This is a genomic window from Pseudomonas sp. GW823-FHT06B06, from assembly GCF_058795195.1.
Map to the genome: position 1 here is coordinate 99,951 of NZ_JBXAHO010000010.1, position 25,672 is coordinate 125,622.

38 protein-coding genes are annotated in these 25,672 nt (G+C 57.4%); 22 read left to right on the forward strand and 16 right to left on the reverse strand.

Translation table 11 applies throughout. The annotated features are described in order from the left end of the window. Nucleotides 1-248 precede the first annotated feature (248 nt). Nucleotides 249-524 carry a hypothetical protein gene (locus tag AC1Q8Q_RS11550; RefSeq protein ID WP_031325709.1) on the forward strand — a complete coding sequence of 92 codons (276 nt, stop codon included), beginning with the start codon at nucleotides 249-251 and terminating at the stop codon, nucleotides 522-524. Between the two features lie 187 nt (nucleotides 525-711). On the opposite strand, the gene AC1Q8Q_RS11555 is transcribed toward AC1Q8Q_RS11550, so the two are convergent. The 13 genes from AC1Q8Q_RS11555 to AC1Q8Q_RS11615 all read right to left on the reverse strand — a co-directional run bounded on the left by AC1Q8Q_RS11555 (nucleotide 712) and on the right by AC1Q8Q_RS11615 (nucleotide 11,369). Further along, entirely contained in the window at nucleotides 712-1,665 is a 954-nt protein-coding gene (locus AC1Q8Q_RS11555; RefSeq protein WP_173677897.1) for an endonuclease, read from the reverse strand. Between the two features lie 104 nt (nucleotides 1,666-1,769). After that, the gene (locus AC1Q8Q_RS11560; protein ID WP_023663041.1) at nucleotides 1,770-3,158 is read right to left on the reverse strand and encodes a hypothetical protein; all 1,389 of its coding nucleotides are present in this window, start codon (nucleotides 3,156-3,158) and stop codon (nucleotides 1,770-1,772) included. Next, the gene (locus AC1Q8Q_RS11565) at nucleotides 3,158-4,276 is read right to left on the reverse strand and encodes a toxic anion resistance protein (RefSeq protein WP_023663042.1); all 1,119 of its coding nucleotides are present in this window, start codon (nucleotides 4,274-4,276) and stop codon (nucleotides 3,158-3,160) included. Before AC1Q8Q_RS11565 ends, AC1Q8Q_RS11560 begins: the two co-directional genes overlap by 1 nt. A gap of 10 nt (nucleotides 4,277-4,286) precedes the next feature. Next, nucleotides 4,287-5,060, reverse strand: coding sequence for a tellurite resistance protein (locus tag AC1Q8Q_RS11570; protein ID WP_011600753.1), 774 nt, complete (start codon nucleotides 5,058-5,060; stop codon nucleotides 4,287-4,289). A gap of 205 nt (nucleotides 5,061-5,265) precedes the next feature. Further along, complete coding sequence (locus AC1Q8Q_RS11575; protein ID WP_023663043.1) at nucleotides 5,266-5,625, reverse strand: hypothetical protein; 360 nt, start codon at nucleotides 5,623-5,625, stop codon at nucleotides 5,266-5,268. Between the two features lie 351 nt (nucleotides 5,626-5,976). Further along, nucleotides 5,977-6,414, reverse strand: coding sequence for an RES family NAD+ phosphorylase (locus AC1Q8Q_RS11580; protein ID WP_011078034.1), 438 nt, complete (start codon nucleotides 6,412-6,414; stop codon nucleotides 5,977-5,979). Beyond that, entirely contained in the window at nucleotides 6,411-6,860 is a 450-nt protein-coding gene (locus AC1Q8Q_RS11585; protein WP_011078033.1) for an Xre family toxin-antitoxin system antitoxin, read from the reverse strand. The genes AC1Q8Q_RS11580 and AC1Q8Q_RS11585 overlap by 4 nt, the downstream gene beginning before the upstream one ends. 422 nt (nucleotides 6,861-7,282) lie before the next feature. Next, nucleotides 7,283-7,726 carry a hypothetical protein gene (locus AC1Q8Q_RS11590; RefSeq protein WP_031325712.1) on the reverse strand — a complete coding sequence of 148 codons (444 nt, stop codon included), beginning with the start codon at nucleotides 7,724-7,726 and terminating at the stop codon, nucleotides 7,283-7,285. 91 nt (nucleotides 7,727-7,817) lie between these two features. Beyond that, nucleotides 7,818-9,062: a DUF1173 family protein gene (locus tag AC1Q8Q_RS11595; RefSeq protein ID WP_096069758.1), complete on the reverse strand. Its 1,245-nt coding sequence runs from the start codon at nucleotides 9,060-9,062 to the stop codon at nucleotides 7,818-7,820. Between the two features lie 23 nt (nucleotides 9,063-9,085). Continuing rightward, the gene (locus AC1Q8Q_RS11600; RefSeq protein ID WP_096069757.1) at nucleotides 9,086-9,856 is read right to left on the reverse strand and encodes a hypothetical protein; all 771 of its coding nucleotides are present in this window, start codon (nucleotides 9,854-9,856) and stop codon (nucleotides 9,086-9,088) included. Nucleotides 9,857-9,970: 114 nt separating this feature from the next. Next, nucleotides 9,971-10,306 carry a hypothetical protein gene (locus AC1Q8Q_RS11605; protein WP_096069756.1) on the reverse strand — a complete coding sequence of 112 codons (336 nt, stop codon included), beginning with the start codon at nucleotides 10,304-10,306 and terminating at the stop codon, nucleotides 9,971-9,973. A gap of 56 nt (nucleotides 10,307-10,362) precedes the next feature. After that, nucleotides 10,363-10,797 carry a hypothetical protein gene (locus AC1Q8Q_RS11610; RefSeq protein WP_096069755.1) on the reverse strand — a complete coding sequence of 145 codons (435 nt, stop codon included), beginning with the start codon at nucleotides 10,795-10,797 and terminating at the stop codon, nucleotides 10,363-10,365. Nucleotides 10,798-10,913: 116 nt separating this feature from the next. Further along, complete coding sequence (locus tag AC1Q8Q_RS11615; RefSeq protein ID WP_083377966.1) at nucleotides 10,914-11,369, reverse strand: RDD family protein; 456 nt, start codon at nucleotides 11,367-11,369, stop codon at nucleotides 10,914-10,916. 214 nt (nucleotides 11,370-11,583) lie between these two features. Here AC1Q8Q_RS11615 and AC1Q8Q_RS11620 point away from each other — a divergent pair, with 214 nt between their 5' ends. From AC1Q8Q_RS11620 to AC1Q8Q_RS11630, 3 genes are all read left to right on the forward strand, one after another. Next, nucleotides 11,584-11,817: a hypothetical protein gene (locus AC1Q8Q_RS11620; protein WP_096079078.1), complete on the forward strand. Its 234-nt coding sequence runs from the start codon at nucleotides 11,584-11,586 to the stop codon at nucleotides 11,815-11,817. Between the two features lie 285 nt (nucleotides 11,818-12,102). After that, entirely contained in the window at nucleotides 12,103-12,372 is a 270-nt protein-coding gene (locus tag AC1Q8Q_RS11625) for a nicotinamide mononucleotide transporter (RefSeq protein WP_096069752.1), read from the forward strand. Nucleotides 12,373-12,468: 96 nt separating this feature from the next. Continuing rightward, on the forward strand, nucleotides 12,469-12,807 hold the full coding sequence (locus AC1Q8Q_RS11630; RefSeq protein ID WP_143484432.1) for a hypothetical protein: 339 nt from the start codon (nucleotides 12,469-12,471) through the stop codon (nucleotides 12,805-12,807). 77 nt (nucleotides 12,808-12,884) lie between these two features. Here AC1Q8Q_RS11630 and AC1Q8Q_RS11635 read toward each other — a convergent pair whose 3' ends face one another. Both AC1Q8Q_RS11635 and AC1Q8Q_RS11640 read right to left on the reverse strand, forming a co-directional pair. Then, nucleotides 12,885-13,226: a hypothetical protein gene (locus AC1Q8Q_RS11635; protein WP_011600745.1), complete on the reverse strand. Its 342-nt coding sequence runs from the start codon at nucleotides 13,224-13,226 to the stop codon at nucleotides 12,885-12,887. Nucleotides 13,227-13,235: 9 nt separating this feature from the next. Then, nucleotides 13,236-13,508 (reverse strand): hypothetical protein, encoded by a 273-nt coding sequence (locus tag AC1Q8Q_RS11640; RefSeq protein ID WP_033039663.1) that lies wholly within the window; start codon nucleotides 13,506-13,508, stop codon nucleotides 13,236-13,238. A gap of 170 nt (nucleotides 13,509-13,678) precedes the next feature. Here AC1Q8Q_RS11640 and AC1Q8Q_RS11645 point away from each other — a divergent pair, with 170 nt between their 5' ends. The 6 genes from AC1Q8Q_RS11645 (at nucleotide 13,679) to AC1Q8Q_RS11670 (ending at nucleotide 19,091) form a co-directional block, all read left to right on the forward strand. Continuing rightward, complete coding sequence (locus AC1Q8Q_RS11645; protein WP_096069750.1) at nucleotides 13,679-15,439, forward strand: PRTRC system ParB family protein; 1,761 nt, start codon at nucleotides 13,679-13,681, stop codon at nucleotides 15,437-15,439. A gap of 14 nt (nucleotides 15,440-15,453) precedes the next feature. Then, on the forward strand, nucleotides 15,454-15,933 hold the full coding sequence (locus AC1Q8Q_RS11650; protein ID WP_096069749.1) for a hypothetical protein: 480 nt from the start codon (nucleotides 15,454-15,456) through the stop codon (nucleotides 15,931-15,933). An 11-nt stretch (nucleotides 15,934-15,944) separates the two neighbouring features. After that, nucleotides 15,945-16,157: a PRTRC system protein C gene (locus AC1Q8Q_RS11655; RefSeq protein ID WP_011600742.1), complete on the forward strand. Its 213-nt coding sequence runs from the start codon at nucleotides 15,945-15,947 to the stop codon at nucleotides 16,155-16,157. A gap of 195 nt (nucleotides 16,158-16,352) precedes the next feature. Next, a complete protein-coding gene (locus AC1Q8Q_RS11660) occupies nucleotides 16,353-17,627 on the forward strand; it encodes a hypothetical protein (RefSeq protein WP_173677895.1) in 1,275 nt (424 codons plus the stop codon). After that, on the forward strand, nucleotides 17,617-18,321 hold the full coding sequence (locus AC1Q8Q_RS11665; RefSeq protein ID WP_096069747.1) for a PRTRC system protein B: 705 nt from the start codon (nucleotides 17,617-17,619) through the stop codon (nucleotides 18,319-18,321). The genes AC1Q8Q_RS11660 and AC1Q8Q_RS11665 overlap by 11 nt, the downstream gene beginning before the upstream one ends. Further along, nucleotides 18,318-19,091: a PRTRC system ThiF family protein gene (locus tag AC1Q8Q_RS11670; protein ID WP_084341307.1), complete on the forward strand. Its 774-nt coding sequence runs from the start codon at nucleotides 18,318-18,320 to the stop codon at nucleotides 19,089-19,091. Before AC1Q8Q_RS11665 ends, AC1Q8Q_RS11670 begins: the two co-directional genes overlap by 4 nt. A gap of 1 nt (nucleotide 19,092) precedes the next feature. On the opposite strand, the gene AC1Q8Q_RS11675 is transcribed toward AC1Q8Q_RS11670, so the two are convergent. Continuing rightward, the gene (locus tag AC1Q8Q_RS11675) at nucleotides 19,093-19,392 is read right to left on the reverse strand and encodes a helix-turn-helix domain-containing protein (protein WP_011600738.1); all 300 of its coding nucleotides are present in this window, start codon (nucleotides 19,390-19,392) and stop codon (nucleotides 19,093-19,095) included. Nucleotides 19,393-19,521: 129 nt separating this feature from the next. On the opposite strand from AC1Q8Q_RS11675, the gene AC1Q8Q_RS11680 reads away from it, so the two are divergent. From AC1Q8Q_RS11680 to AC1Q8Q_RS11735, 12 genes are all read left to right on the forward strand, one after another. Further along, nucleotides 19,522-20,079 (forward strand): hypothetical protein, encoded by a 558-nt coding sequence (locus tag AC1Q8Q_RS11680; RefSeq protein ID WP_102685539.1) that lies wholly within the window; start codon nucleotides 19,522-19,524, stop codon nucleotides 20,077-20,079. A 192-nt stretch (nucleotides 20,080-20,271) separates the two neighbouring features. Next, nucleotides 20,272-20,430: a hypothetical protein gene (locus tag AC1Q8Q_RS11685; protein WP_158247789.1), complete on the forward strand. Its 159-nt coding sequence runs from the start codon at nucleotides 20,272-20,274 to the stop codon at nucleotides 20,428-20,430. A gap of 10 nt (nucleotides 20,431-20,440) precedes the next feature. Then, entirely contained in the window at nucleotides 20,441-20,752 is a 312-nt protein-coding gene (locus AC1Q8Q_RS11690; RefSeq protein WP_033039648.1) for a hypothetical protein, read from the forward strand. A gap of 127 nt (nucleotides 20,753-20,879) precedes the next feature. After that, complete coding sequence (locus AC1Q8Q_RS11695; RefSeq protein WP_047883084.1) at nucleotides 20,880-21,227, forward strand: hypothetical protein; 348 nt, start codon at nucleotides 20,880-20,882, stop codon at nucleotides 21,225-21,227. 84 nt (nucleotides 21,228-21,311) lie between these two features. Next, a complete protein-coding gene (locus AC1Q8Q_RS11700) occupies nucleotides 21,312-22,001 on the forward strand; it encodes a hypothetical protein (protein ID WP_047883083.1) in 690 nt (229 codons plus the stop codon). After that, nucleotides 21,998-22,189 carry a hypothetical protein gene (locus AC1Q8Q_RS11705; RefSeq protein WP_102685538.1) on the forward strand — a complete coding sequence of 64 codons (192 nt, stop codon included), beginning with the start codon at nucleotides 21,998-22,000 and terminating at the stop codon, nucleotides 22,187-22,189. Before AC1Q8Q_RS11700 ends, AC1Q8Q_RS11705 begins: the two co-directional genes overlap by 4 nt. A gap of 49 nt (nucleotides 22,190-22,238) precedes the next feature. Next, nucleotides 22,239-22,688 (forward strand): hypothetical protein, encoded by a 450-nt coding sequence (locus tag AC1Q8Q_RS11710; RefSeq protein WP_102685537.1) that lies wholly within the window; start codon nucleotides 22,239-22,241, stop codon nucleotides 22,686-22,688. A gap of 10 nt (nucleotides 22,689-22,698) precedes the next feature. After that, nucleotides 22,699-23,004 (forward strand): hypothetical protein, encoded by a 306-nt coding sequence (locus AC1Q8Q_RS11715; protein WP_102685536.1) that lies wholly within the window; start codon nucleotides 22,699-22,701, stop codon nucleotides 23,002-23,004. A gap of 252 nt (nucleotides 23,005-23,256) precedes the next feature. Further along, nucleotides 23,257-23,499 carry a hypothetical protein gene (locus AC1Q8Q_RS11720; RefSeq protein ID WP_146024091.1) on the forward strand — a complete coding sequence of 81 codons (243 nt, stop codon included), beginning with the start codon at nucleotides 23,257-23,259 and terminating at the stop codon, nucleotides 23,497-23,499. Nucleotides 23,500-23,618: 119 nt separating this feature from the next. Beyond that, complete coding sequence (locus AC1Q8Q_RS11725; protein ID WP_102685535.1) at nucleotides 23,619-24,029, forward strand: hypothetical protein; 411 nt, start codon at nucleotides 23,619-23,621, stop codon at nucleotides 24,027-24,029. An 18-nt stretch (nucleotides 24,030-24,047) separates the two neighbouring features. Then, nucleotides 24,048-24,236 carry a hypothetical protein gene (locus AC1Q8Q_RS11730; RefSeq protein ID WP_033039631.1) on the forward strand — a complete coding sequence of 63 codons (189 nt, stop codon included), beginning with the start codon at nucleotides 24,048-24,050 and terminating at the stop codon, nucleotides 24,234-24,236. A gap of 201 nt (nucleotides 24,237-24,437) precedes the next feature. Continuing rightward, on the forward strand, nucleotides 24,438-25,556 hold the full coding sequence (locus AC1Q8Q_RS11735) for a phosphoadenosine phosphosulfate reductase domain-containing protein (protein ID WP_102685534.1): 1,119 nt from the start codon (nucleotides 24,438-24,440) through the stop codon (nucleotides 25,554-25,556). Nucleotides 25,557-25,672: the final 116 nt, after the last annotated feature.

Genomic DNA, 25,672 nt, shown 5'->3' on the forward strand with positions numbered 1-25,672 from the left:
CAACGATCGAAATTGGCTGCCGAACACGATACGACGTCACGTTCAAAAAATAGACTATTGCTAGCTTTTCTGCCGCGTCAGTCTATTTTTTAAAAGTTAATCAAGGTATGTGATTGATTATTAGAGATAAATGATATTCTTTTTTTTGATCGGGCATCACATCTGAGCTGTTCAAGCCACTCGTGAACCGCGTACGCTCCTCTGAGGCCGCTTGCATTCCGCTAGCTGCTGAAATGGAGATCGAGAAGATGATGATTGATGGCGTTGAGAAACGAATTGAAGCCGGCGTGAATACGGCCCTGGACATGGTTGAGGTATTGGTTGCAGCTGGCCAGCCCCTCAAAGCTGCGATTGCCACCTCGCGAATACTCACGATGGAAGTTGTCCGCGAGTCTCTGGCAAAGAACCTGGCAAACAAAAGCGGCTCGGTGATTACTCACACCTTGGCCACTACGCCAGGCCATTCTGGTCCGGTACCGGCCCAGCACACTGCAAAAACGAAACAGCATCAGACCGTTGATTGATCATCGAGGCCGGCCGGGAGATCTTTACGATACCCGGCCAGGCACGCAATACGCGCTCCCTCACCTCACGCTTCCCGTCAGCACGGGCTGTAACGACTGCACAGCGCCCTGGAGGCTCAGGGAGGGTTAACCTGGCCCTGAGGCCCTGCGATCGGCTACAAAACCGCATATCCCCTCCGAACGGCCCTTATCGGCAGTTTCCGGCCCGTTTGAACCCCGCAGCTTCGGCGTCCGCAGCGCTCGCAAACTCTACCCGGTTGCGCATTCCGACCTTTCCATAGCTCGGGCAGCCGAATGGCAGGTGGTAAACATTGCTGTTGCGGTTGCCAATCACCGGCGAAAGCACGCTGGAGGAGTATCCACCGGACACCTGGTGTTCAACTGGTTCGCTCCGAATGGCCTGTGCCATTGTGCCCGCTCCATTCCCCCGCATACCGAGATTCCAGGTTCTTTCACCTGTTACGAATGGGTTGCTATGCCCCATTACTCTGGCGATCCGCCGGTCACGCTCCTGTTCCCACGCGCTCACCGGGTATTGACGATCCCAGGCCATCAGCAACTGCTGTTGTGCTCTGGACATCGATAGCCCGTAACGGTCGTGCATGTAGAAGTAGATTCGGGCAACCGCGCCCTTCACCTGGTCGCGAGGTTCTGTCACGCGTTGCTGAAAATCTGTTCTGGTCGGGCAAGCCCCGTATTGCATCGGTGTTGAGGGTAAAACGCCATAGCGAAAATTGCTCCGGTCAGCATTGACCTCGCCCACACTCACCGCGAGGTTGTGCATGTCCGCTTCCATTTTGCGAAATACCGGATCGGTGTCGATGCAGTTCTTGCGCCCCCCGTTCTGCCAACACTGCCGCTGGCTGCCGAAGGCGTATGCCGGCAAGACGTGCTCCCATTCGATGCGCTGGGCGCGATTTTCCTGGGCGCGCACTTCGTACCCGCACGAGGCGAAGTCCACCCGGCCTCCCGATCGCCCTACCCACTTCCAACTGCACCCACAGTAAAGATCGCCGGCTCCGCTGGTGTTGCGGTCGTAGTAGACCTTCTGACGTAGTTCTACCTTGGCCTGCTCGAAGGTCGTAGGGGCTGAGGCAAGAGCGAGGTGAGACGTGGCCATCAGCATGGCCGTAAACATCATGAGGGTCGATTTCACGGTCTTTTCCTTAAAACAAGGGTGGTTCCAGGCTATTCAGGGGAAAAAAAACCCAAGCAAGGCTTGGGTTTGAGCGCTGCTCGCAGGAGCTACCGCAGCGGGGTAAGAAGCTCGCCAATGCGACGAACCCTGCGAAAGATAATTTGCGCGATCGATTCATGGCCCGTGGCAATGACCCCAAACAACCCTGCCAGGAGAAGTGCCCAGAAGCTGTTGCGCTTCCAGTCGCTTGCCTCGGCCAAGGCACTCTGGCGATGCTGTTCGGCTCGATCAGAAAGAGACGGGCTTTCTGGGCCAAGCGCAGTTGCCTCGATGGCGTAGGCAATGCCGGCCGGCACGGAAAAATCGCCCTTGATTTTTCCCTCTCGCAGGTTTTTCGCTGTCAGCACGACCCATTTTGAAGAGCTGCCGCCGGCAACAGATGCTTGGGCCAGCACATACGCCCTGGCCACCTCGTCCAGATCCTCTCTGGAGCTGAGCAGGCGCTGAAGCGTCGGTAGGTTCTTCGACTCAACCGCGGAATAAAACTCGCTGGGCTTACTTGCGGTGCTCGTCGTACCCGGATCGAGTATCCCCAGAAACGCTCCCATGACGTGCGGCATCATGCCAATCATTACAGCTGGAACGATGTTGAAAATGCGTCCGGTAATGACCGCAAGGCCTATGCCCGCAATCATTGCAACCGCACTGATCATTTTGAGCGCTGTGCTATTGAGGATCGAGTCGATGGCTGATTCGACCCCCATCAACCCGCCAATACCGCCGCCCTCGTGGCCCGATGCTTGGAAGGCCTTGGCGATCGCATCAGGAACCAGGATCTGGTCAATAGCCGTTGTTGGCTCTGCGGCGATACCCAGCGCGTAAAATACGCCCCCGAATACCGCTAAACCAAGGGCGGTACCACCGTAGATGAGCGTGCCTTTGCGTAGCTTCTTCGCCCGCGAGATCAGTTCCTGGAGGGGCGCGTCAAAAGGCGTCGGCGCTTTTGCCGGCAAAGCTGGTTCGGGTTGGGCTCGATGTGTCTTCGGCGCTGTCGGCTCTGCTTTCGCTTCGTTTGAAGCTTGTTCGTGCTTGGCGGTGACATGTACCGTCTGCCCAACCGGCTGCCGTAATAGCTTCAGATCCTGACCGAGCACACGCTGTGTCTTGCCTGCAACGAGACCACGAGATATTTCCTTTCTACGAGCACCGTAATTAGCGAGGAGCTTGTCGAGCTCTGCATCAGGAACGTCCTTCGCGGCGACTTTTCCATCAACAAGCAGCGTGTACAACTGCGGGTCAACCTCTGGAGTCTGCCTGGACAGTTCCAGCTCTTGACCGAGAACGCGCTCGGTCTGGCCAGCCATCAGCCTATTCAAGGTACTGTCCTCCACGACGCCATAGTCATTCAAGAGACTCGATAGCTGCGCTAAGGGAATGTTTTCCTTCGCAACGAGGCCGTCGACCCGCAACCGGAAAAGTTGGACTGGTTCGGTCATCAGTGAAGCTCCTTCACTTCATCAGCCCTGCCCAGGCGCTTCTGGAGATCGAGACGCATGCCCTGGATCTCTTTCTCTGCGGCCTTGCGTTGAGCTACGCCCTCACGCTGGATTTTGATTACGTCTTCGACGGTCTGGATCAGCGTGGCCTGGACCTTCTGCAAGGTGTCCACGTCGATTACCAACCGCTGGTTAGCTTTGGCCGTCTCTACGGAGTTGCGGTGCAGCAGCTCGGCGTTGCGTTTGAGGAGATCGTTGGTGGTGTCGTCGATTTTGGTGGCCAGCTGGACGGCGTTCCGCTGCTCGTTCAGCGTCAAAGCCAGCATGAATTGGCGCTTCCAGGCCGGCACAGTGATTTCCCGGATGGTGTGGAACTTGTCCACCAGCATCTGGTTATTCGCTTGAATCATCCGAATCGTCGGGAGGCTCTGCATCGCAGACTGCTGGAGCGCCGTGAGGTCGCCAATACGCTTGTCGAGGTTGGAGATCAGTGCATCCAGATCCGCAACTTGCTGCAAGCGGGCCGGGTCGTTCCCGATGTTCGCCCGAAGCTGAGAAACCTGCATCTGTAGCTCCGCAAGGCGCTGCTTACCGGCGGCAATGTGGATGCCAAGCAGGCGATGCTCCTCGCGTACCGCAACGAACATGGACTCGAGGCCGGTATTCCGAGCAGAAATGCCCGCTTGTGTTTGGTCGACTTCAGCAACGAGCTTTTCAATTTGCTCTCGCGTGGTGTCGAACTGACCCATGACGGACTTGCCGCGCAGGGTTACTTTGTCGATCAGCGGGCCGATGACAGGGATGCGCGAACGGCGATTGGAAAGCGCGCTGACATTGAGCGACTGCGCGACGGCAACCACCTCGCTCAGCTTTGCGCCGGCATCGTCCAGGTCGCTGTTACGAACCTGGTCGAGCAAGCTGTCGGCGTAGGAGGACGTGTGTTCTGCCACTTCCCTGCCGAACTGAGAAACCGAGAGCGGGTTTTCTGCCTGGATCAGTGCCGCTACAGCCTTGATCTGGGGGATGTCCTGTTCCTGGAGACCAAGAGCCTGAAGCCCAGCTGGAGTAAGCTCGGTGTTGGTAGTGGCGAGATCTGTCACGGTAATTTCCTGCTGCATGTTTTGCTCCTCAGTGCTTCACGCCATTCAGGCTTTCAGACAGGCTGGCCATCAGCGCCTGATGCGCCTTGCTGGCAGCCTCGACCATCGCCGGGCTCATGTGTTTGGTAGTGATCAGGGTAAGGGTGTGTTGCCGCCATACTGGAACCAGTACGGTGACTGTCTCTCGGAAGCGATCGAGCATGTCGAGGGCTTGAGCGCGGCTCAGCTTCATCTGGCTAACGCTCAGTTCGTGTGAAGCCAGAAGTGTTGCCAAGTTGGCGAGCTTTCGCGCCAGCCGCTCTCGCGGCCGATCAAACTCGATCTCCCCCTCCGCTACCGTCCCGATGAGAGGGTTCTCTTCGAGGAATTCGCGCCCGGCCTGGATGAACACTTTCAGTGCTTCCGCCTCTTCGGCGTGGGCAACGATCATTCTGCTGATGGCACTGACCGTATCGCGTACACCTTGGGCATGCCCTTCAGCTTCGGCCAGTAGCTGTTCCAGTGTTGACCGGGCGACTTGATAGCGAACCTGCTTTTCCACGGCTCCGCCCAGAACCTTCTCGAACCAGGTCGGCTTCCGGGTAATCTGCTCCGGCGAGGCGTCGGCCATTTTCGAGAGGATTTCTGCGATTTTCGCCGCAAGCGCTGCCGCCGACCCGCTCTCCATGAGATCTGATAGTTGATCGATTTTGGCAGAGCTATCCGCTACGCCCCCGTACTCGCCGAGGCGAGCCGGGAAAGCAAACAACTCAGGGAGTACCTGCTGTTTGAGGTGGTCGATGTTGACCACTGAATGAGTCATGGCGGAAAATTTCTCCTTGGATTTGTTGGAGATCGTACCTGCCGTATTCCTTGGCGGGTTGTTATTTCAGACGCTTTTACCGACTGAAAGCGCAGCTCGAAGTCGTTGTATCGCGATCTCGAAATAACCCAAACCTCCCCGAGTCGCTTCAAAATGGCGCGAATAATCGCCACATTTCCCTAGCTATGCGAGTTTCGACCTGAAGTCATTCAGGGGGTAGGTAGAGCGCAACCAGTGGCACGCATAGGCGAACGGCTCCCCGCATGTGCAGAGTGGTCGGCGAATGGACAATCCGGTCAAGCAGCCACGTCCACGATTTGACGAGCCGTTCTTCAGGAGGTGTTGAATCCTCCAGGTGCTGCTTGAATTCGGCGAACTTTGCGTGGCTATGCTCGAAAACGCCGGTCTGCCGGCAGATTTCGGCCAGGGCCCGGATGTCGTCACCGTTCTGAATCAGCGTCGAGCGCATGTCTGAGTTGTCTTGATCCATCGCGGAAAGCAGGTCGGTCATCATGCGGTCGATCAATCGCGACTCGTCTTGCTGGGGATCGTTGGTGTCTGGCATAGCTGTCTCCTTTGACTTGTTCGAAATCGGTTTTACCGGAGACTTCAAGAATCCCAAGCATGCGAGAAGACGAGACATCCCCACAAATGCCCTGCCGCGCGAGCACCCGCAAGCAACTGGCTGCGACCTGCGAGTTTTGCGGACAGATGAGTTTTGGTTTTGCGGCAGCGGACTGTGGGTGTGTCCTGAGCCAGCTCTTCCTGGAAGGGAAGAAGTCTGCATACCCCGGACGAGGCAGGCCGCGGGCCTCGAAATCAAGGGCTGCATCGTCAAAACGGTGACTTTCTCATCGCGGCAAGACAGCAAAAAGCCCAGCACTTCTGCTGGGCTTTTTGCTGTTCAGGGCGCTTGCTAGAACAACCTCGAATCAGGGGTGAAAAGCTCAACCTGAATAGTCGCGCTCTGTGCTTCTGGGTGCCGAGGGTTGAACAGGTAGTTCACCGTGCTCGGTATGATAGCGCTGGGCACTGGCAGTAGCAGTGCGTTGCACTCATCAAGGAACTGGTTACCAATGCCTCTGGTGAGCTCGGTCTCTGCCGACCAACCAGCCGGCAAAGTGGGCATCTGGGCTTGTGATACAGAGTCAGGCACTTCGATACGGAGAAGCTGCATCGTCGCCGGAAAATCCTCTGGATCAATTTCCAGATGAACAAGCACCTCGAGCATTGCTCCCGGCGGGCTGGTCGCGGTGTAGACGACCGGTCTGCCGGCCTGGTGCCAACGGCCGCTCACCCGCAAGCCGCCTGTCCCGCTCAAGTCAGCATATGAGCTGATCCGCCACAGAATCACAGAGCGAAGCCTTCGGCGATTTGCAGCAGCATCTCTTCAACCTGGCTTGTGCCTTGCTGAGTTGTGAGCAGTTGCATGGGCGTCAACCCAGAGAATCGTTCCTTGGGCTTGGAGAGCCATCGCTTGGCCTTGTCGGCGTCCCCAAAAATAGCCTCAGCCATCGCGGTGATGTGCGCCGATCGGAAGAGCCGGTCGCTTTCCTCGACAGTGAGGGGCTGATCGCGCTCGATCCGGTTTTTCAGGGTGCGCAGCGGGATAATCTGGTCTCGCTCCAGCGGGGTAACCACCCCCTCTTCAGTGAGCCTCATTAACCGCGCTGCGGAAAAGCCATGGCTGATTCTGGTGTGAATCTCGAAGTCGCTGGCAGACTCTGGGATCTCCAGCAGTATTTGTAAGCGAGCACGGTAAGCTGAATACCCGTGGTCGCGTAGGACTTCAGCAAGCATGATGGTTCTCCTGTCCGGCGTTTCCCGGTTAGTATGCGGGAAACGCCGGAGGATGCAAGCTTACCGTTTGGGTGGCCCGGCTGGCGGTCGCCTGGCGGTAGAGATGTGGCGGTCACTTTCAACCCATCCAGGATGATGCTCGAGGAGCGCCTTTGATGGGTCAGCCTACTGGCTGCGTTGGCCAAACATGTCTGTTTGTTGGTTCGCTGGATCTGTTTTCGGCGTGTTGAGCGGGTGGCCTAGCTGCCGGCGCACCTCGGCGAGCCACGCCTTGTAGGGAGTGTTTTTTCGTTCTCCCCACGGGTATGCCTCGGCCAGCGCCTTTCGGAGGGCCTGCTGGTCGCTTCGCCCTATGCGGCGAATTACCTCCCCAACAATCGGTGCTGCTCGATCTGCCCAGGACATGCCCTTTCCCTCAGCTGTCACGGCTGATGCGCCTCAGGCTGAAATTGAGCGACGTAGCCGAGCACGGCAGCAACCCGCAGGCCCGTCGCACTGCCCTTGTCGGTGCACTCGCGGTAGGCTTGGCCGCTCTGGACGATTTCGCCCAGCAGCTCGGCCGCGTTGTCCAGGTACTTCTCGGTTTCGTTGGTGTGCTCAATGAGCCGTTGGTGAGCCTGTTGCGACTCAACATGGCGCCGGGCCATGGCCTGGACGATTTCGAGCAAGCGATCGGTGCCAATTTCATCGGTATCGCCCAGGCAGTAGCGGTCGCCCACCTCCTGAGTACATTGGCAATCGTCGGTAAGTGCTTCCGAACTACCGACCCACCCGCAGAGAGTGCACTCGGAGGCATAGTAGCTCCCCACTAGCGGCTTCTGTCCGATGCAGGATGGTATGCGTTCCTTCTTCTCAACGTTGCTCATGGCTGATTTCCTCGTTCAATCTGGCGATGGCCTCAGCATCTCACGAGGCCTCGGAAACCCAAGTACATCCCTGTTCAGCGATGCGTTGTGATCAGGACTTGGCAGGGAAAGGAGGGATATTTTTTCCTTTCGGGTCAGCCGCGGCATTCCACGACCACCACCCTGCCCCGCCGTACTCCCGATTGTACCAAGCCGTTTTGACGGCCTTCCGTTCCAGGTAGGCAGGTGTGCTCATGCCGAACACTTCCAGGGGGTAGTCCTTGCCCGTGTCCAAAAGCCAGAAGTCAGGGAAAACCTCACTTTCATCAGCGTCGTAGCGAAGAGGTTTATCGAAGCTGCGGCCAGCGGCGTGGAGCTTGGCCTCAATCACCCCTTCGTAATCTGAGTCGACAGGAATCCAACGCTCACTGACCTGCATCAGGGCCAGCTCAACGACATCTGCTTGCGAAAACGACTCGCCCTTCCGCGGCGTAACCTGAGCTATGGCGATAACTCGACTTCCGCGCTTCCAGGCGGAAAGTTCTCTCTCGAATCTGCGGGCGGCGGTTACCCAGACTGCCGGGGGCAAATTCAGCATGGGCATCCCGAAGGGCCCGGCCAGAGGCAATCTGCTGATGTCTCCAGAATGGCGCTCAGGGTTGTAGCGTGCCAGCGGCGATATCGCGACGAGTCGCAGATCCCGCGTGATTGCAGACTTGACGATCGCCTGATTGCGAACCGCTCCCTTGCTGTCCTTTTGAGCAGCCAGCAGCAGCACTTCGCTCAACTTCATTCGGCTTGCGGCGACACGTTCCGCAGCCTGTAGAAGCGCGTAGTTCACAATGCCGCTATTGCGCTTGCCCTCCATTGCTGGATACCAGGTAGAGAGTCGGGACTCAGACCAAAGCAGGTGCAGAAGCCCAAGCAACGTCATAGCCGGCTTGCTCTTTCCAGGCGATCTTGTCACCGAGGTGCTTTCGCTTTCCTCGGATCGAGGAGCCTGGACTCGAATGCCTCGAGCCAGGCGCACGCGAATGCTGCCATCTTCGCCCTCCTCGACTACGCCAACGGCATACCCTTGCATACCGGAACGCTCCGGGGCCGGCGCGTAGTACCGACAATCGTTTGAGTGTTCATGACCTGTACCGGCGAACCGCGCCAGGTGAAAACCATCGCTATCTTCACGTCGCTTGATCGAGAGTTTTCGGGAACCGGGGCTTGGGCACTGGCAAATTGCATGAGTGCCGTAGGCCTTCTCCAAAACGATTTTCCAGTTTTTTGCGTACTGCAGATCGGTCTGGAACTCCGGCGAGTAACGTTTCCCAGAGATCAGTACGGGATATCGACGGTTGAGCATGATCTTTTCTCTCCTGATTCGGGTCAGGCAATCGCCCGCTGCCGGCGGGCATAGGCTGCTTCAGCCCGGTTTGCTTCGATCTGTATATGCAGCTTCACCAGCAACTCGTATCCAGACTTGGGGCTCATGAGCGCAATACCGAACAATTCGTCTGCTGGAATGCTCCCGCCCTCCCCATGGAACCGTCCCTTTCGCTCGATCATGGAAAATATCCCTTCGAGGTATCCGGTCTCAACGGCCTCAGCAGAAAGACTGGGGTTTTTCAGGTCGAAGATCTCTCCGGTTGGCCACTCCAGCCCATCAAGTGGGGGGAGGTTTTCCAGCGCCCAGTGACCAGTACGCATGACTGCACGCGCTATCTCGTAATGTTCCTGGTCAGTCTGATACCAGCTATCGACGGAAAGGAGCTGGTGGCGGGCCTGGTCAAGGCATTCGAGCTGCTTGGCGCGTGTAGCGCGCTCATCATCAGAAAGGCTGTCGAAGCCATCGACCCATACAGGGAGGATACGCAGCGCCTCCCAGCGCAGCAGGCAGCGCATCAGGGATGAGCGGGTACCGCTCATGACGACCTCGCCCGGTTCCAGTAGCTGGTTGTGGCTGTTGTGCAGGCCGACGATGCAGTTTGCATGGAGCCAGCGGTTTCTCTGGATGAAGTCGTGGATCGCTTCAGGCTCGTGCTCAAGCGGATCTACGCCGGCGGGGATGCTGAATGCCTTGGGCGAGAGAGTGACCATTTGTCGGTCAGCGGAGTACGCCCTCATTTTGCCGAGGGCGCAGAGACTGCGGATTTTCATGAGAGCGAATCCTCCTGGTGTATTCGATCAGGAGGCTATCGCGGGATGAGGAGTAGAAATTTCGTTTTCAGGACACTGGAGCGTCGGAATTACTTTTGATGGGGCTCAGGCGGGTCAGAGCCAGCGCAGGGGGGCCGGAACCTCAACCGTTTCGTCAGCCACCTGAATAGCGGTTGCCAGTGAAGGAGTGCCAATTTTTTCGGCGCACTCGGAGATGGTCAGCAGGCGCACAGGGGCTTGATTGGGCGGGATCTCGGACGGACCGCGCAAGCACTCCCGGTAACGAACCACTGCGTCAGCCGCGTCTGGATTCGATTTAGCCCAGGCCGAGATTGCAGACTCACGCGCCAGCGCTACGTCCTTGGACGTCATGACAAACTGAGTGCCTACAAGCGCTATAAGTCCGAACAATCCCACCGCTACGGTTCGAGTGATGTACTTCAATTTCATGCGAGGCTTTCCTTGATTTGCTGTTGCGTGGTCGGTGACATGGCGTGTGGTACACATTACGCACCGCCCTTAGGAGGCAGGCCCTCGTTGTACTCGGCGAGGGCGTCTGTTGCTATTTGGGCAAGCTCGGAGTCGCGATCCATGATGCCTGTGGAGCCAGTTGCGATTTTCCCCAGGGCCTCGAGCAGCCCGGCAATCGCAGGGTTGGTGCGCAGCTTCTCCACCTCCTCCAACGCCATAGTCACATTCATGAATCCCAACGCCTTGGCTTTGCTCCATACCTCGTCGTACAGCTCGGCTTTGTAGCTCAGGCCAGAAATTACGCGCTCGGCGTCGGATTTGAACACCAGGGCGTCATCGTTGACTGCATTGTCGAAGTTGATCCGATCGCTGCGGGTTTCGATGTAGGTCGTTTCTTCGTCGTAGCTCATCACTTCGAGGGTGGCTACGACTTCCAGCTCCGGTTGGGCTTCGGTGGTTTGCTTGCTCATTACGCTTCACCTTGATCAGTTGATGTGGCCAGCATCCCATGGGTTGAAAAACTCCCAACCACGGACGGCTGGTGGATGAGCCAGAACGCCACGTCCGGCTCAACTGAGCAGGGTGATCAGCTCCGGAATTTCACCGGCTGTGTTCTGAGCTCGCGTACCACCACTGTTCCGGCGAGCTTGTCGTGCCACCCCTGCTTACGGCGATCGAATGCCGCCCAGAAGAAGCCAAGCCCCAGCGGTAGGGTCGACACTACATAGCCGAGGTACCGGCCGATGCACTGTCGAACGCTTGCGGTGTTGCCGCTTTCAGCGTCGAGAACCCGCAATTTCAGCGCCATCTTCCCCGGCGTGGCCTGGAGACGACGCCACAGAACTACCGTCAGGATCGCTGGCAGGACAAAGTTGATTGCTAAATCCGCTGGCCCTTGGATCAGCTTGTCGCTGCTGAAATAGCCCGTGCCATAGATCATCATCAGGAGCGGCAGGGAAACCAGGGTGAAAAGGATGCCGTCAACAATGCACGCCCCTGTTCTCGCCCAGAAACCCGCGTATTCAAGTTGTTCGTTCTGCATGAAAAATATTCCCTGTGATTGGTTAGCAAGCCACTTTGGCTTGGCCTGATGCTATCGGGCTGGGAACTAGGCCGGGCGCGTTTTCACGCTGGTTTTGTGCCTGAAATGGAGGTCGTCCAACAGCCTGTTGGACAAATACGGCCCGGTTATTGGAGTTGGGTTTTCTGGGGACGCATTCACCCTGAAGGCTATCCAGTTCAATCGAGTCATTTGCATGAGCCAGAAAAACTCCAAAGAGCCACTGACCTTCACCGCTCGCTTGGTGAACTCCCATCACGGTTTTCAGGATTTCGATATCGACGGGCATCCTGTGGTGCGGCGTGCCTGTGTTCCGAATTCGATCAAGAAGGGCGAGCACTTCAACGTCTATCACGGGGAAAGCTCGAAGTCGGGGGCTGTATGGACAGGGACGCTCGGTGACTCCCTCCGCAAATTTGCGCTTATCTGAGGGGTGCCTATGTGTTTCCCTCGTAAACCCAGTCTTGGCCGGTACAGCGCGACCAGGGCTGATTGGAGTCGGTGCTACCGGCAAGCTCGCATTGCTGCTGGCCGCGGCTTAGCTCCCGACCCGAAGTCATCTGGTATCGCCTGGAAGGCCCAGCTCATCGTAGCTTTTGAACGCCGAGGCCACGATCCTCTGGCGTATCCCGTCCAGTGTCGGCTCAATGCTCATCGGATCATCAATGAAATTCGAGCCGAAGAAATCTCCCTGGAACATGTGAAGGACTGACCTATGACCCTGTATTTCGAGTGGATCGGAAGCCTCTGTGGCGTCCTCGGCGCGCTGATGATCTCCACCAATACCCGTGTTTCTCCGTGGGGATGGTGGCTATTCCTCGTGTCGAGCTTGAGCCTCTGCTGCTACGCCGTTCTCGCGCAGGCCTGGGGATTGTTGCTGCTGAATGGTTGTTTCGTTGCTACGAGCATTACCGGGTTGATCCGCTGGTGGTACCCCGCTGTGTCGACCATGCGTGCAACTTGCCATGCAGGCGTCAAGGGGTAAGCCGCTTGCGCGACCTTCGGCAGAGTGCGTGCTTGACGGCTTGGGTTTTGCGGAATGTTCGGCATGCTGGGGGCATTCGTCACTGGGAGCCACCACATGCAACTATTCAACCCGATCCAAAAGGCAGAGCTGATCTCTATCGTCGAAGAAGCGTCAGCAAAAGCAGCGAAGAATGCTGGTGTTGTCCAGGAGTTGGTTTTCCCGCACATCTACTTCGTTCTCAGCAAACGCCTCAGCGTAGTAGACGGGGCATCGGCTAATGCGGAGGCCAAAGATTCTGCTCTGTTGGCTGCTCTCACTGAGGCAAAAAAAGCGCTTCAGGATTGCGTGTCGGTGATGAGCAACGATCTGGGGGGCTTAAAGCTGATACAGCCAGAGCTTGAGGGGGCGCGCCAGGCCTTGGCGGCAGTTGAAGCGGTATTTGTTGGTCAGTGATTCTCTGTTTCTATGAAACCTAAAAGCCCAGCGATGACCTGGGCTTTTATCTAAACGTAATGGTCGATGGGCATTGGCTAGATTTCCAAGAACAACATCGCTAGCGGCTGCATCATCTGGAGTCCCCAGGCGAAAAGCTCGAATCGAAGCAAGCCCAGCAGGCAGGTGATAAAGAATCCCACCACGATCCCTACCAGGAAGACCGAGTACAAAGTTCCAACGCCTGGGCTACTGGATTCGCCCCCCTCTCTTTCCCCTCCCCAGTTCGGAACTTTGATGCGAAGCCGCTCGCGACGGAAATCTTTTGGGTTGTAGTAGGCATCCTTTACCGGATCGTTCTCTGAGCGGTCTGTCTGATTCCCTTCGCGGGCGCGTTGCCTCGCTCGCTCCTGCATGTACTCCCTATCGTCCAGTCCCACATACGTCTCCTACAGTTTTCCGAGAAACGAAAGCAACCCAACCACGGAGCCAGCCAACGTCGATACAGAAAAGGTCAAATCCCGCATTGCCCTGCGTTTCTTATCGATCCTTCGCGCCAGCAATGCTCCGAACAATGCGCCAGCGAGCGAGCACCCAACGAACATGAAGATTTTCGCGTGGAATTCGGCTATTGCTGCGGCCACATAGGGTGGGAGCGAAGATTGAGCCAGCGCTGACGCCGGTGCAGCCAGTATCAGCAAAACGGCAGAGAAAAATTTCATTGGCTTGAGCGTCCACCTGTCTCTGAATGTGGGGCCAATTTTCGCTCGGAGCGTGCGCTTATTTTGCTGTTTTCACGCAACGTTTTCGTCGGATTTAATGGGCCGCTACTACTTGGGTTTTCCAGAAAGTGGGGGAAGCTGAATTCATAGCAAACACGGAGTTTAGCCAAGTGAATCAGCAAGTAGCCCAAGTCCTCCCCCTAGACCGTATCCGCCGCAACCCGCAAATCGACCCGCGTAAAGGCCGGAAGAAGTCCGCTTATGAGCAACTGGTGCGTTCGATCAGTGCCAAGGGCATCATCCAGCCGATTCTGGTCAGGCCAGTAAGCGATGACCCGAACTACGACCATGAGGTGGTCGCAGGCAACCGGCGCTGGACAGCGGCCCACGATGCGGGCTTGATCGAGGTTCCCGCCCTGATCCGCGCTATGAGCGATCAGGAGGCGCGGTTGATCGCTGCGCTGGAGAACCAGGTGCGGGCTGACCTGACGCCAATCGAAGAAGCCCAGCATGCCGTAATTTTGCTGGAGGACATGGCCAACGACCACTTGGCGGTGATGAAGGCCTTGGATTGGTCTAGAACCAAGCTCGACAGCCGCCTGCTGCTCGCCCATGCCTGTGATGCGGTGGCCGATGCCCTGCTGGAGGAGCAGATCAAGATTGGCCACGCTGAATTGCTGTGTCGTCTCCCCGCCCCCGATCAGGCGGGCATTCTGTCGAAGATCATCGAGAAGAACTATTCCGTCGAGCAGACCAGGGCGCGCCTGCTGGAGTTGACTCGGGACGTCTCGACTGCACGTTTTGACACCACGGAATGCCGGAGCTGCATCCACAACTCGGGTGCGAATGCCGATTTGTTCGAGGCAAGCCTTGGGGCGTCTCGCTGCCAGAACTCTGTCTGCTGGAACCGGAAAACCGAGCAGCTAATTTCTGTTCGGTTGATCGAGGCGCAGGAGGAGCACGCGGTGGTTCATAGCGAGCTGAATCTCGCGAAGGACTCATACGTGAAGCTCGTCGCACGGGGCGAGGATGGTGTGGGAGAGCAACAGGCAGCGGCGTGCGCTACCTGTGCAAGCTTCGGCGCAGTGGTCATGGTGTCGAGGGGGCGCGAAGGCGACGTGATCGGCGGTATGTGCTTCAACAAGCCTTGCCACAAGGAGAAAACCGCCGCCTACAAAACAGCCCTGGCCACCGTAACGAACACAGCACCAGCCACCGTTGCCGGGGGCGCTGTTGGAGCAGCCCCGGCCAAGCCGAAGGCCGCAAGCGCAAAGCCCACCCAGGTGAAGAAGTCGCTACGCCGTGAAGCCTTCGACCTTTACGCCCGCATGAGCAAGCAAGTCGTGCTCAATGACCGCTCGCTAGCGTTGGCTGTGGCCATCGTCAGCATGTATTTCGAGATGCGCAGCGACCTCAAGAGCGAGCTGCGGGCACAGATGGAAAAGGCCATGGGTGTCACAAGCGCCCTGATGACCACGGCTCGCGCCGATGCCGAGATTCGGCTTGCGCAACTCGGGGAGGAAAAGCTCCTCACGTTCATGGGCAGCATGGCTGCTGCCTCGCTATTCCGCACGGATAGCGCTGACGCATTCGAGAAATCCGTGTCGGGTGCTCAGTCGCTCAAGTTCATGGAGTACGCGAACGTCGATCCGGCCAAAGGGTTCGTGATGAACGAGAGCTACCTCAAGGCCCAGGTTAAGGCGGGCATCATCGAAGATTGCAAGCGTTCAGGCTTTGCCGCCGCCTACAACGAGGCGAAGGGCGAAAAGGCTTTTGAAGGGCTGACCACCGGCAAGGCAAGCGCTCTTATCGACGCCATCTTGGCTTTCAAAGAGTTCAGCTGGTTGGGTTATTTGCCGCCTGCGTTACAACTATCGGCACAGGGCGGGAAGAACCCCGCTCCCCAGCAATCCGAATCGACCCAAGCCTGACAGGGAACATCATCATGCAATCCACGTTTTTTTCCGTAATGGCTGCTGCACTGGCGGGCACTCAACACCGCGTCAATGTGGCAATCGAAACCGCCTCCGCCGACGCGCTGAAAGTGATGATTACCGCTGACCTCGGCCCTACACCTGAGAAGGCATCCGAGCACGAAGTGCAGCTTCGCGCCGCCATGTGCCGCCCGCTGATCCTGGTAGGGAGTGCTGTTGAGATCGAGGAAGCGCTGATGAAGCGCCTGACACAGCACGTCCAGGCGCTGAATGAGGGGGTGAGCCTGCTGGATGAAATCCGCTCGATTGGTGCGACTGTGCAGGCGAAAGCCGCCACGCCAGCTACTGAGCAGGCTGCAACGTCTGACCTCGATGCCGATGCCGATGCCGATGCCGATGCCGAGGATGGCGACGCTGCGCAGGTAGGTGGCGGTTCTGGCGTGGACAGCCGCTCGGATGAACCCAATCTGAACCTCGCGGCCTCTTTCTAGGAATTGCACTCATGGCACTTGTTGAAATCTCTCTTGCCCGCGTTTTTCGCTACGCCGGTCGCGACCTCCCCGACCCGCAGCCCGAAATGTCCGTGACTGACGTGCTGAAACACTATGCCCGTCAGTTCCCAAAGCTCAACGGAGCGAAAATTATCGACCCCATTGTGGAGAATGACAGCTATGTCTACGAGTTCCGAGACGGCGGATTCGGCGCAAAAGGTTGACCCGCTTGAAGTCCTGAAAGCGTGGGAGCGTGGCGAACTGGATCGCCACCTCCCATCCGGTACCGAACCTGATTGTTTAGACCACCAGCAGAGACAAAGGCTATGGAAGTTGCTCTCCTCCCCCGCCAATCCCGGCACTATCGACTTCCAACTGCCGCGCTGACACCTCTTAGCTTGCCGAATGTTGGGCCTGTGATGCGTGAAGCACAGGCCCAACTGTTCAGCCGGGACTATGCAGGGGTGGTCGACCACCAAGCTCATAGCATGCTGTGCCGGGAGGCCTTGGAAGCTGGCCTGGTAGCTGAAAGCTCAATCGAATGGCTTCGGCAGTACCCAAATAGCTACGGGCTGCATCGCCTTACGGGCGAAGTGGTACAGCGCCTTGGTGCGTCCTTTGCCATCAGTGATGAAGGCCTTTTTCCACAGCGCACCAGCCTGCTGAATCGGCTGAATACCCCATACGTCGATCCAGTTGAGACGGCATCCTATGCAATAGCCGCTGTAGAGGCTGGGCTGGTCGGACTTGATGCGCTCGCCCCCCACATCGAGGCAGGCCCTGATGGGGCAGGCAGGATAATGGCGGAGCTGGAGCGCTCGTTGATTGGCCGGGTCAAGCTGCCCACATCCGTCGAGGACGCCTACGCCTTCGGAATCCAGGACGGTCATTTCATCCTGGAGTCGAGCTGCTTCGCTACTTTCACAGTTCAAGCGCCAGCGAGCCTGGAACTGCGGGTGCTTCTTTTCAAGACACTCGACGCGATGACACGCCATCTGCTGCCGTTCCATACGCCAATGACCTTCCTGGGGCCGCATAGCTACCACAACCACGGGCTTTCGGAAGCTTTCGAGGAGCTGTCTCCGCGCTTGGCCACGCACTCTAGAGAGGAACTGTGCGCCTTCCTGCTGGACGATTCGGTCGAGCATGATGATTACATCGCCGAATATCTCTACTGCCACGGCCAAGACGAGGATTCTGTAAACAGCTTGCTTGACGCCATCTATGAGATGGATGAACTAAAACAGATAGCTGGAGCCACCCTTGGCCAGGGAGATCGGTGCGAGATCGAGGAGCTGTCCGATCAGGCGCGGCAAATCTGTGAGCGTGATGATGCACACGCCCCGTTGGTTCAAGTGCTGGCGGAAGCCTTGCAGCACTGCCTGGAGCATGAGGCCAGTGGATCGCTCAAAGAGTTCAACCCCCATGATTTCCCAGGCACAGCCGGTGATGGGGTTTCTCTTTTCGAGAGCATTCTGGTGTGCCTGACTAGGGATTTTCCAAATCTAGAGCAGAGTAGCTATGACGGTTTTGACGGCATTGTCAGCGGCTCTGGCTTCCCTGCAATTGGGTTACCGCTGAGTCCTGATCAACTGCGCACCGTCACCCTGCCAGTTCTAGATGCGCTATCGCTGACGCTAGGTCTGTTGCAGCGAATCGCCGACGCTTTAGAGGAATGCGGTAATGCTGAGTGAAAAAGTTTCGAGCAAGGCCATGCTGATACATCACCACAGCCAGACCGGCGTGGTCACCGTCACCAGTCACAGCGTCATCGCGCTGGAAGATGGTAAGGCTGGCTTCACGCTGGGCGCTGGGAGGGCATTCAGTCCCTACGACAAATCCGAACTGGCTGCTCTGCTGTTGAATGAGGATGCCGGAGCAGAATTTCTCCCTGAGAGTTATTTGTTCAGCTCACGCACCGTCTTGGCATGGTACCGCCGCCCTGGTGTGCACGATATTCCGATCCTTGGCGAGCGCATACGCGCCCCGCTGCCGGGCTTGATCTTCATCGCTGCGGCCAACCAATCCTTCCGTTGCTTTGCGTTCAAGGGCAATCAGCGCCCGACGCCAGAGACAGAACTCTTCTATGCCCCGTTGGGGAACGTGTACCAAGGCGGAACCTTCTGTACTGGCAGCGGCAATGTTCCCCGCGATGTTCGACGTGAGAACATCCCGGCCTGGGAGAACTTCGTGCTGGAGAGCGACAACACCCACAGCGGCACGGTTGAGCCGGTGGCGGGTTGCCGCTCGTTTGAGGCCTTGAAGGAGTTCTATCGAGCACTGAGCGAGAAAGGATCGAAGCGGTTCCCAGCCTCGAAACTGGTTTCAGCAGGGTCATACAGTGGCCCGCTAACGCTAGCGCAAGCTATCAAAGGGGGTGCGCGATGAGCGTTCATCCGATCACAGCTCACCAATCGCCGATCTACAAGACGCCAGCCTCGTGGGTTGAACGCGCACCACGCATTGTGGTTATCGGGGCCGGTGGCAATGGCAGTGAGGTGGTTGATGCGCTGGCCAGCTTCCACCATGCGCTTCGCTCCCTCGGCCATCCAGAGGGTCTGGAGGTCACGGTCATTGACGATGCCATCGTGCGCGAGCCGAACCTCGTACGTCAGCGTTTCTGGCCGTGTGACTTGGGCCAATTCAAAGCAATCAGTTTGGTGAATCGTTACAATCTCATGCTGGGTACGTCCTGGGAGGCCCTGCCCTTCCGATTTCCAAGCCAAGAGACGATAGAGGCGATGCGCGCCGCCGACTTGATCATTTCCGCTGTTGACCTTTCTTCGGCCCGTCGCGCAATCGCCAGCAGCGCGCTGCTATCCCGACACTGCATGTGGCTTGACCTCGGCAACGAGGCCCGCCATGGACAGGTTGTGTTCGGCGCTGCGCATGTAGACAAGAGGGGCATCTACCCCAACGTGATGGACGCTTACCCTGAAATCGAAACGCTCGAAGATGACACCAAAAAATCCTGCTCGGTTGCGGAAGCCATTCGTTCGCAGGACTGCTTGGTCAACCGGGCAGTTACAACTGCCGGAATGAGCATTGTGTGGGAGTTGCTGCGGACGGGGGAAACCGATAAGCACTGGATCACAGTGGATCTGGCGTCCGGCTCTCAAAACGCTTTTCCGTTCCCTGCTGTTCCGCAATCCGCCTAACTCAACCGCTTCCGTCTTCGCATTGATCCAGCCGCTGCTCCATCTGCGATATCAGGTCAGCGGCTTTAACTTCGAGGGCTTTAGATAATCTCATAATCAAGGGAAGTGTGGGCAGACTCTCGCCCCGCTCGATTTTCCCCAGGTGCGCCCGCTCAACCCCAGCCAGGAGAGCAAGTTTCTCCTGAGCTAGGCCCGATTTTAGGCGTTCTTCGCGTACGACATTGCCAAAAGCTCCTGCCACCTGAGGGTCAAAGCTTGATGTTCCTGCCGGTCGCCCGCGTGTAGGTGGTCGCTTCTCCATAGACAGAAGCGTTATCGGCAGGAACAATTAAAACCACGTTTAAGAATACCCGTTTCGCTATTTACGCTATGCCCAGAGGGCCAGCGGAGCGGTTTTATGTGCACACTCCCCTGGTTAGGACTAGCAAATATGACTCACGTTGACCCCTCCGTACCTCAGCACTTGGCAGAGCTTTACCAGGAACTGAACGCATCGAGAGCGACCCTGCTGGCATTGATTGAGGCCGAGGGTTCCGGCATCCATCGGCGGACACTGGATCAGCTTGATCGCATGATTGCAGAGATATTTTTTCCACTGGAGTTCGTTGTTTACAGCGAAGAAGAGACGGTGCCCTCGGATGATCCGGCGTCTGCTCCCCCGACCGGGTATGCGTGGCGAGTGACTGGCCGTGAGGGCGAGATCAGGACGCTCCGGTGTGACGAAACCGGCCAGGAAATATCCATCTCGATTGGAAGAGCCATCACAGACTTCGCTTTGGTGCCCAATCACCTACCGGAAGCCTACTTTCCCGATCTCGATCTCACCCCGGCGCAACTGGAGGGGAAATATGCACAGCGTGGCAACGATCACCCTTTCTTGACCAATTACCAGTGGCTTCAAGCAGTGCGCAACAACCAGACCCAGTTTGGATACTGGCAGTGGGTTCTGGCTCAACTGCTGGCCCTGCACCGACGCTCGCTCCCCTAAAGCCCCGCACGAATACCGCGCCAGCCACTGATGCACCTCGGGGCTTGGCGCAGGCCACTCGAAAGCTTCCGCCCGCCCTGTACCTCTTACCCAGATAAATTCCTCTTCAATCGGTGTGGGAAAATGCCTGCCCCGACTTGGGATATCTGCGCCGGCCTTTATCCTAGTCGCAGGCAAATAGAGGAGACCGCGATGCGCACTTTCACCGGCACAATTAAGACTGATGTACAAGGATCTGAGGTGGACTTTGAATTCGAGGTCGATGACAACGCTACTGCTGAACAAATCGAAGCCGAGGCAAAGCAGGCGGCGTTTGAGCTTGTCCAGTGGCATTACGAAGAAGTGAAGTAGGAAAGTGCCCATGAGCGAGCAAGTAACGATGCAGTTCGGCCCCCTGGAGCTGCGCAAGACAGAGGAAGGCTGGCAGTACCTGAGCGAAGGCGTTGGCCATGAGCCTGATACCTGGTGCGATGCTACCAGTGTGCTTGGGCCGTTTGGCGGTTCAGGTGTGAACGATCTGCTTGATGAGTTGGCTGCAACAAAAGCCAACGCAGAAGCACGCGAATCCGAGCTTGTAGATGTTCTCCAGCACATTCGAGGAAAAAGTTGCTGCTCGGACGCTTGGGATGCCATTGACGAGGTTGTGCCGTATAACGACGCGCTATACAGCTGATACAAGAAAATCCCGCAGCAGACCACAGCCCCTTAATTGGGGCTAAGTCCGTGAGATGGTGCCAATTTTCGGTTACGCAACGATGTCTTGGTCATCAAAGGTATGACGCGCTGAAGGAGTGCTGAACATGTTGGGAGCTGCATTTATCGCCGATATAGCTGGTCTCTTCTACTGGCTGTTGATCCTACTGGCAATTGGCGCAGCCCTCACTTGGTTGTGGACGTTCGTCGATCACCTGGACATCCGCAAGGGTTGGCAAGCTCTGGTGGTGTGCGCCGTGACGATAGTTCTTGTGCGGGTCGTTGGGGCACAGGCCGACCACTATCGGGCGATGGCGACCGCTGCTGGCACCGGGCTACAGCCGGGCGATGGCCTGGGCATCTTCTTCATGTTCTTCATGGGGGTCGGGCTACTTGTAACCCCATTCGTGCTGCTTTTCTCGGGTAACGGCAGCAAGAAGGAAGGCAGTGGATAACCGAGTACGCACCCCTCGCATAAATCTCGATCTCTACCAACTCGGCGGTAAATCCACCGAAAAGCGCTAAAGGCGTCAATCATAATGCTCTACATCCTCCTATGCTCCGTTGTTCTGCTGATCGTGGTCATTGGTACCGTCGCTCGCGCTACGTTGGCCTTGGTTTCCCCCGGCCCTGGGCAGCGGCTACGTCAAATGGTTCTCGTGCTGGCTTCCTATGCTGTAGGCATGGCCTACTGCGCACCACTGCTTTACCTCTTCTTTGGCCCAGATGGTGCTCCGGGGGAAACTCTTGGCGTCGATACTGCGCGGCTAACCGTCTATCTGCTTTTGGCTGCCTCAGTGGCCCTACTCTTCTACATCCCCTCGTTGTGGAAAAGAGCTGCTGACTCCAAAGGCTTTTGGCCGATGGGCCAGCTGACACTCGTTGCTTTGGCATGCTTCGTAGGTGGTAAGTCCGCATATGACCACCTGACGTTCTTCAACAACGATCAAGCTGGCTGGGCAGATGTTGCTCTCATGAAGGAAATCGGAGAAATAACCGATATGCCGGGATGCACCAGCCCGGTTGCCTTTGTCCGGTTCCAATCCACTGGCCCATTTGAATACCGCTGCCCTGGTTTGATCGTTTTCAACCGGCTTTCATCGCAGCCTTTCGGCCCATGGCCACACAACGATAACGGCTCAAGCCAGCAGCTCGCAGATGTCATCCTGAAAATCAAAAGCGAAGCGAAAGTGGCGAAAGACTCTGAAGAGGAGTCCGCCCCGCTATGAGTGCGAAAGCCCGCAAGTCAAAGCCAGCACAGCCACCGGCTGAAATGCCTATTGAGTGGCCGCGCGCCGACCCGGCCGAGCTGGCCAAGTTCGACCCGGCGTCGAAGGTTTGCAACATGAATTGCGGCCCTCACAAGAACGACCCACGCAGCCATGCCGAGCGGCTGTTTCTGTGTGACGACTGCTAACCCAAGGAACCAGAAGCCCGACAGGAGCTGACCCAATGGAGAACGAAAAATGACTGATATGCCTACAGGAACATTCACTATCGGCGACCCGTTGCGCTCCAGTGGGAAGGGCAAAACGCCCATTGCTGACGCATGCGCTGAAGCAGAAAAGATGTTGGCCGAGTATCGCCACGCCCTCAGAGATGGTGTCGACGCGGACAGTGATCGCTATGAGTTGGTGTGCATGCATTCGCTCATCGGACACAAGAATGTCGGCCTCGCATATAGCGTCGAGCTTCAGCGGGCATACCTGCTGTTTGCTGATGCTGACCGCCCCCAGCCCGACTACGAGCCGCTGTGGCTGTTGGATGCAGCCAAAGAACTCACCCTGCTTATGCGAACGCTCGTGGTACCAGATAAGTCATCAACTGCAACGACGTACTGGGGTGGCGTCAAGCGAGGGCCGATCATTGCGTACCGCTTCAAACTCGCCTATGCGCCCACAAGCATCAAGTTCTAGGAACCCATCCATGGAAATGAAATTTCGCACCCAGTCCGGTGCCATCGTCACCGCCGATCCTATGGCTGAGAGGCAGACACCCCTGGAGCTTGCAGATCCTGCTGCTGAGCGTGGCGTAGGCCAAGTCGAGCCTGCACACCTGCTGCGCAAACAGATCGAGGGTGTGATTCGTGAATACGGTGCAGATCCTGCGGAAGCCGCTCTGGCGGTCTGCGTCATCCTCGACGGGAACTTGGGCCTGGCTGAAGACGGCTGGTTTGACGATGACGAAACCGTGCTGAACGCGATCATTGCCGGCAACCAGGCTGACGACTGATCTGTTTGACGAAAAGCGGAGGCGAAAACATTGGTCTGGATCAAGACAAAAGACCTCATGCCTGCTCCAGGGGTGCCCGTGCAGTGCAAACTCAGGCATTGCAGCAGTGGGACTGTCCAGCAGCATCGCCTAGTCCGCGTGGTCGAGGACGATTGTACCTGGCGAACTGCCGGCGACCTTTGCGAAGTGAGTTATGACTGGGACGTGATCGAGTGGGAGTCCGCCTAGGACAACGGAGAGGGAACAAAAATGATGAACGTACCTATCGGGTTGTTAATTCTGGCAGTGTCATTTTCTGTCAAGGCGGCAGGTCAAGGCGAACCGATGGAACCGTTCCTGGGCATCCTAAAACTGGTAATAGCTCTCGGTTGCTTAGTTGTGGTTTTGACTGCGGCACGTTGGCTGTATAGCTGGTACCAATGTCGAAAAGTAACCCGTGCCGCCACTGAATCTGTCAAAGAGCGTGTCGCTCGTGGTCAGAAGCCCTATTGCTAACTCCCATTCTTCAGTGGAGTTTTGCAGGGCGAACCCCGTTAATGCCCACGCCCCGCTTAGCGGGGCTGGGGTCATAGGAGAGGGCCACTTTCGGGCCTCACAATGAAGAAGGACACATCATGGCAACTGAATCTCCGTTTCTGAAGCACCGAGAGATCTTGCTCCACCAATCCTACAGTGCCGCTGGCGCGCTCCAAGATTTTGCCCTGAGCTGCTACAACGGCCAGCTAGGGCAGTTCCGGGGTGACACCCTGGCCAACTTCGACCAGCAGCACTTCGCAATTTTTGTCGAGATGGCCACCTACTACTACCAGCACCGCGAGAATGATCCACACTTGCTCGAGGTCGGCGCGGCCATCTGGGCGGATCGTCGTGATCGCGGGCGAAAGCACTTGGCCGAGCTAGCCGAGCACCGTGCGATCAACCCGAAAGAGTACCCGGACGGCTCGGAGCGAGATTATTTCGACCAGTTGGATTGGCTGAACCGGCAAACTGAACGCATGAAGGCGAAGGGCTGGATCGACGAATAAAACTGAATGGAGACCACGATGGCAAACGCACCCAGCGAGTTGATGCAGCAACAAGATGACCCTGTGTGGTTCGTGGAGGAGCGCCAGCTGAACGGCGACTGGATCGCCATCGACCGCGCGGACGATCAGGCCGAAGCCGAAGCGAAGTTGAGCCATGCCGAGAACTGCCTTCCAGGCACGTACCGTCTGAATCGGTCGGATTGGTGAGCCCGGCCACGCAAGAGCCATCCCAACCAGGAGAAGCGCTGTCAAGTAGCAGCCGATCGTGCTCTGTTTCCTGTAGATGATTTCTCCTCGGCTTCCTCCTGGCGCAGGGAGGAGCCGCCTCCACCGCCCATCAGTTGGGATTTCCCGTTGCCGCCGTAGGCTGAGTCTGTAGGCACCAGGTAGGTGCTCAGAGGACAGCCAATGCACCCGTCAATCTCCCGCGCACACCAGTTCGACGACCAGGTAGTTATCCCGGCACTGGGCCAGCAGCTCACCCTGCTTGGGTTCGAGCCTGAGCCTGCTGTGCTGGCAGAGGGAACCTATTTCGATGCGCCGACAGTGGATCTGGACAGCTATGACCACGTTGTAGTCTGTGTGTCTGGCAAGGACAGCATCGCTTGTCTGCTGGCACTGATCGAACAGGGTGTGGATCTGCGTCGTGTTGAGCTCTGGCACCATCGGGTGGACGGTGCAGAGGGGAGCACCCTCATGGACTGGGCTTTCAATGACAGTTTCATCGAGAAGTTCGCAGCTGCATTCAATCTGCCGCTCTATTTCTCCTGGTTGCAGGGTGGCATCGAGGGCGAAATGCTCAAGATGGACGCCTACTCCAAGCCTCACATGGTCGAAACTCCAGGCGGAATTATCTGCTTGGATCGTGATACCAGTCGGACTTCACCAGCGACCCGCCGCCGGTTCCCTCAGCAAAGCGCCAACTTGGCAACGCGCTGGTGTAGTTCCGCGGCCAAGATCGACGTGGGCCGCCGGGCCATCACCAACCAGGAGCGCTTCCTCGGTAGCAAGACCTTGTTCGTTACTGGCGAGCGCCGTGCTGAGTCGAGCAACCGCAGCAAATACAACCAGTTGGAGCCTCATGCAGTTGACCGACGCAAGGGTCGTCTCGGCCGGCACGTAGATGCTTGGCGACCGGTGCTGCACTACAGCGAAGAACAGGTGTGGGAGCTGCTTGCTCGCCACCGGGTAGAGGCACCTGTCCCCTACCGTTTGGGATGGGGGCGCTTCAGCTGCATGACGTGCATCTACAACTCACCGAAGGTATGGGCCACCATCCGAAAATACTTCCCTGAACGAGTCACCCCGATAGCAGGTTACGAGGACGAGTTCGGCTGCACCATCAGTCGGCAGAAAATCAACGTGGTGGATCTGTCGGCCACGGCCGAAGCGTTTGATATCACCGATCTGGACGCACTTGCCCAGGCGCGCCAGCGCGAGTACGTGCTGCCGATCTTCACGCCCGAGGGCAAAGCCTGGCAGTTGCCAGCAGGAGCATTCGTAACCGAAGGCTGCGGATCGGTTTAGAAAACTCCTCCGCGGACTCCTCCTGAACCGAGGCCGTCCTCATTCCCTTGGGATTTCCGATGCCTGCCGTACCTTGAACCCATCAGCTCCAGTGAGGAGCCGGATTCAAGCACGGA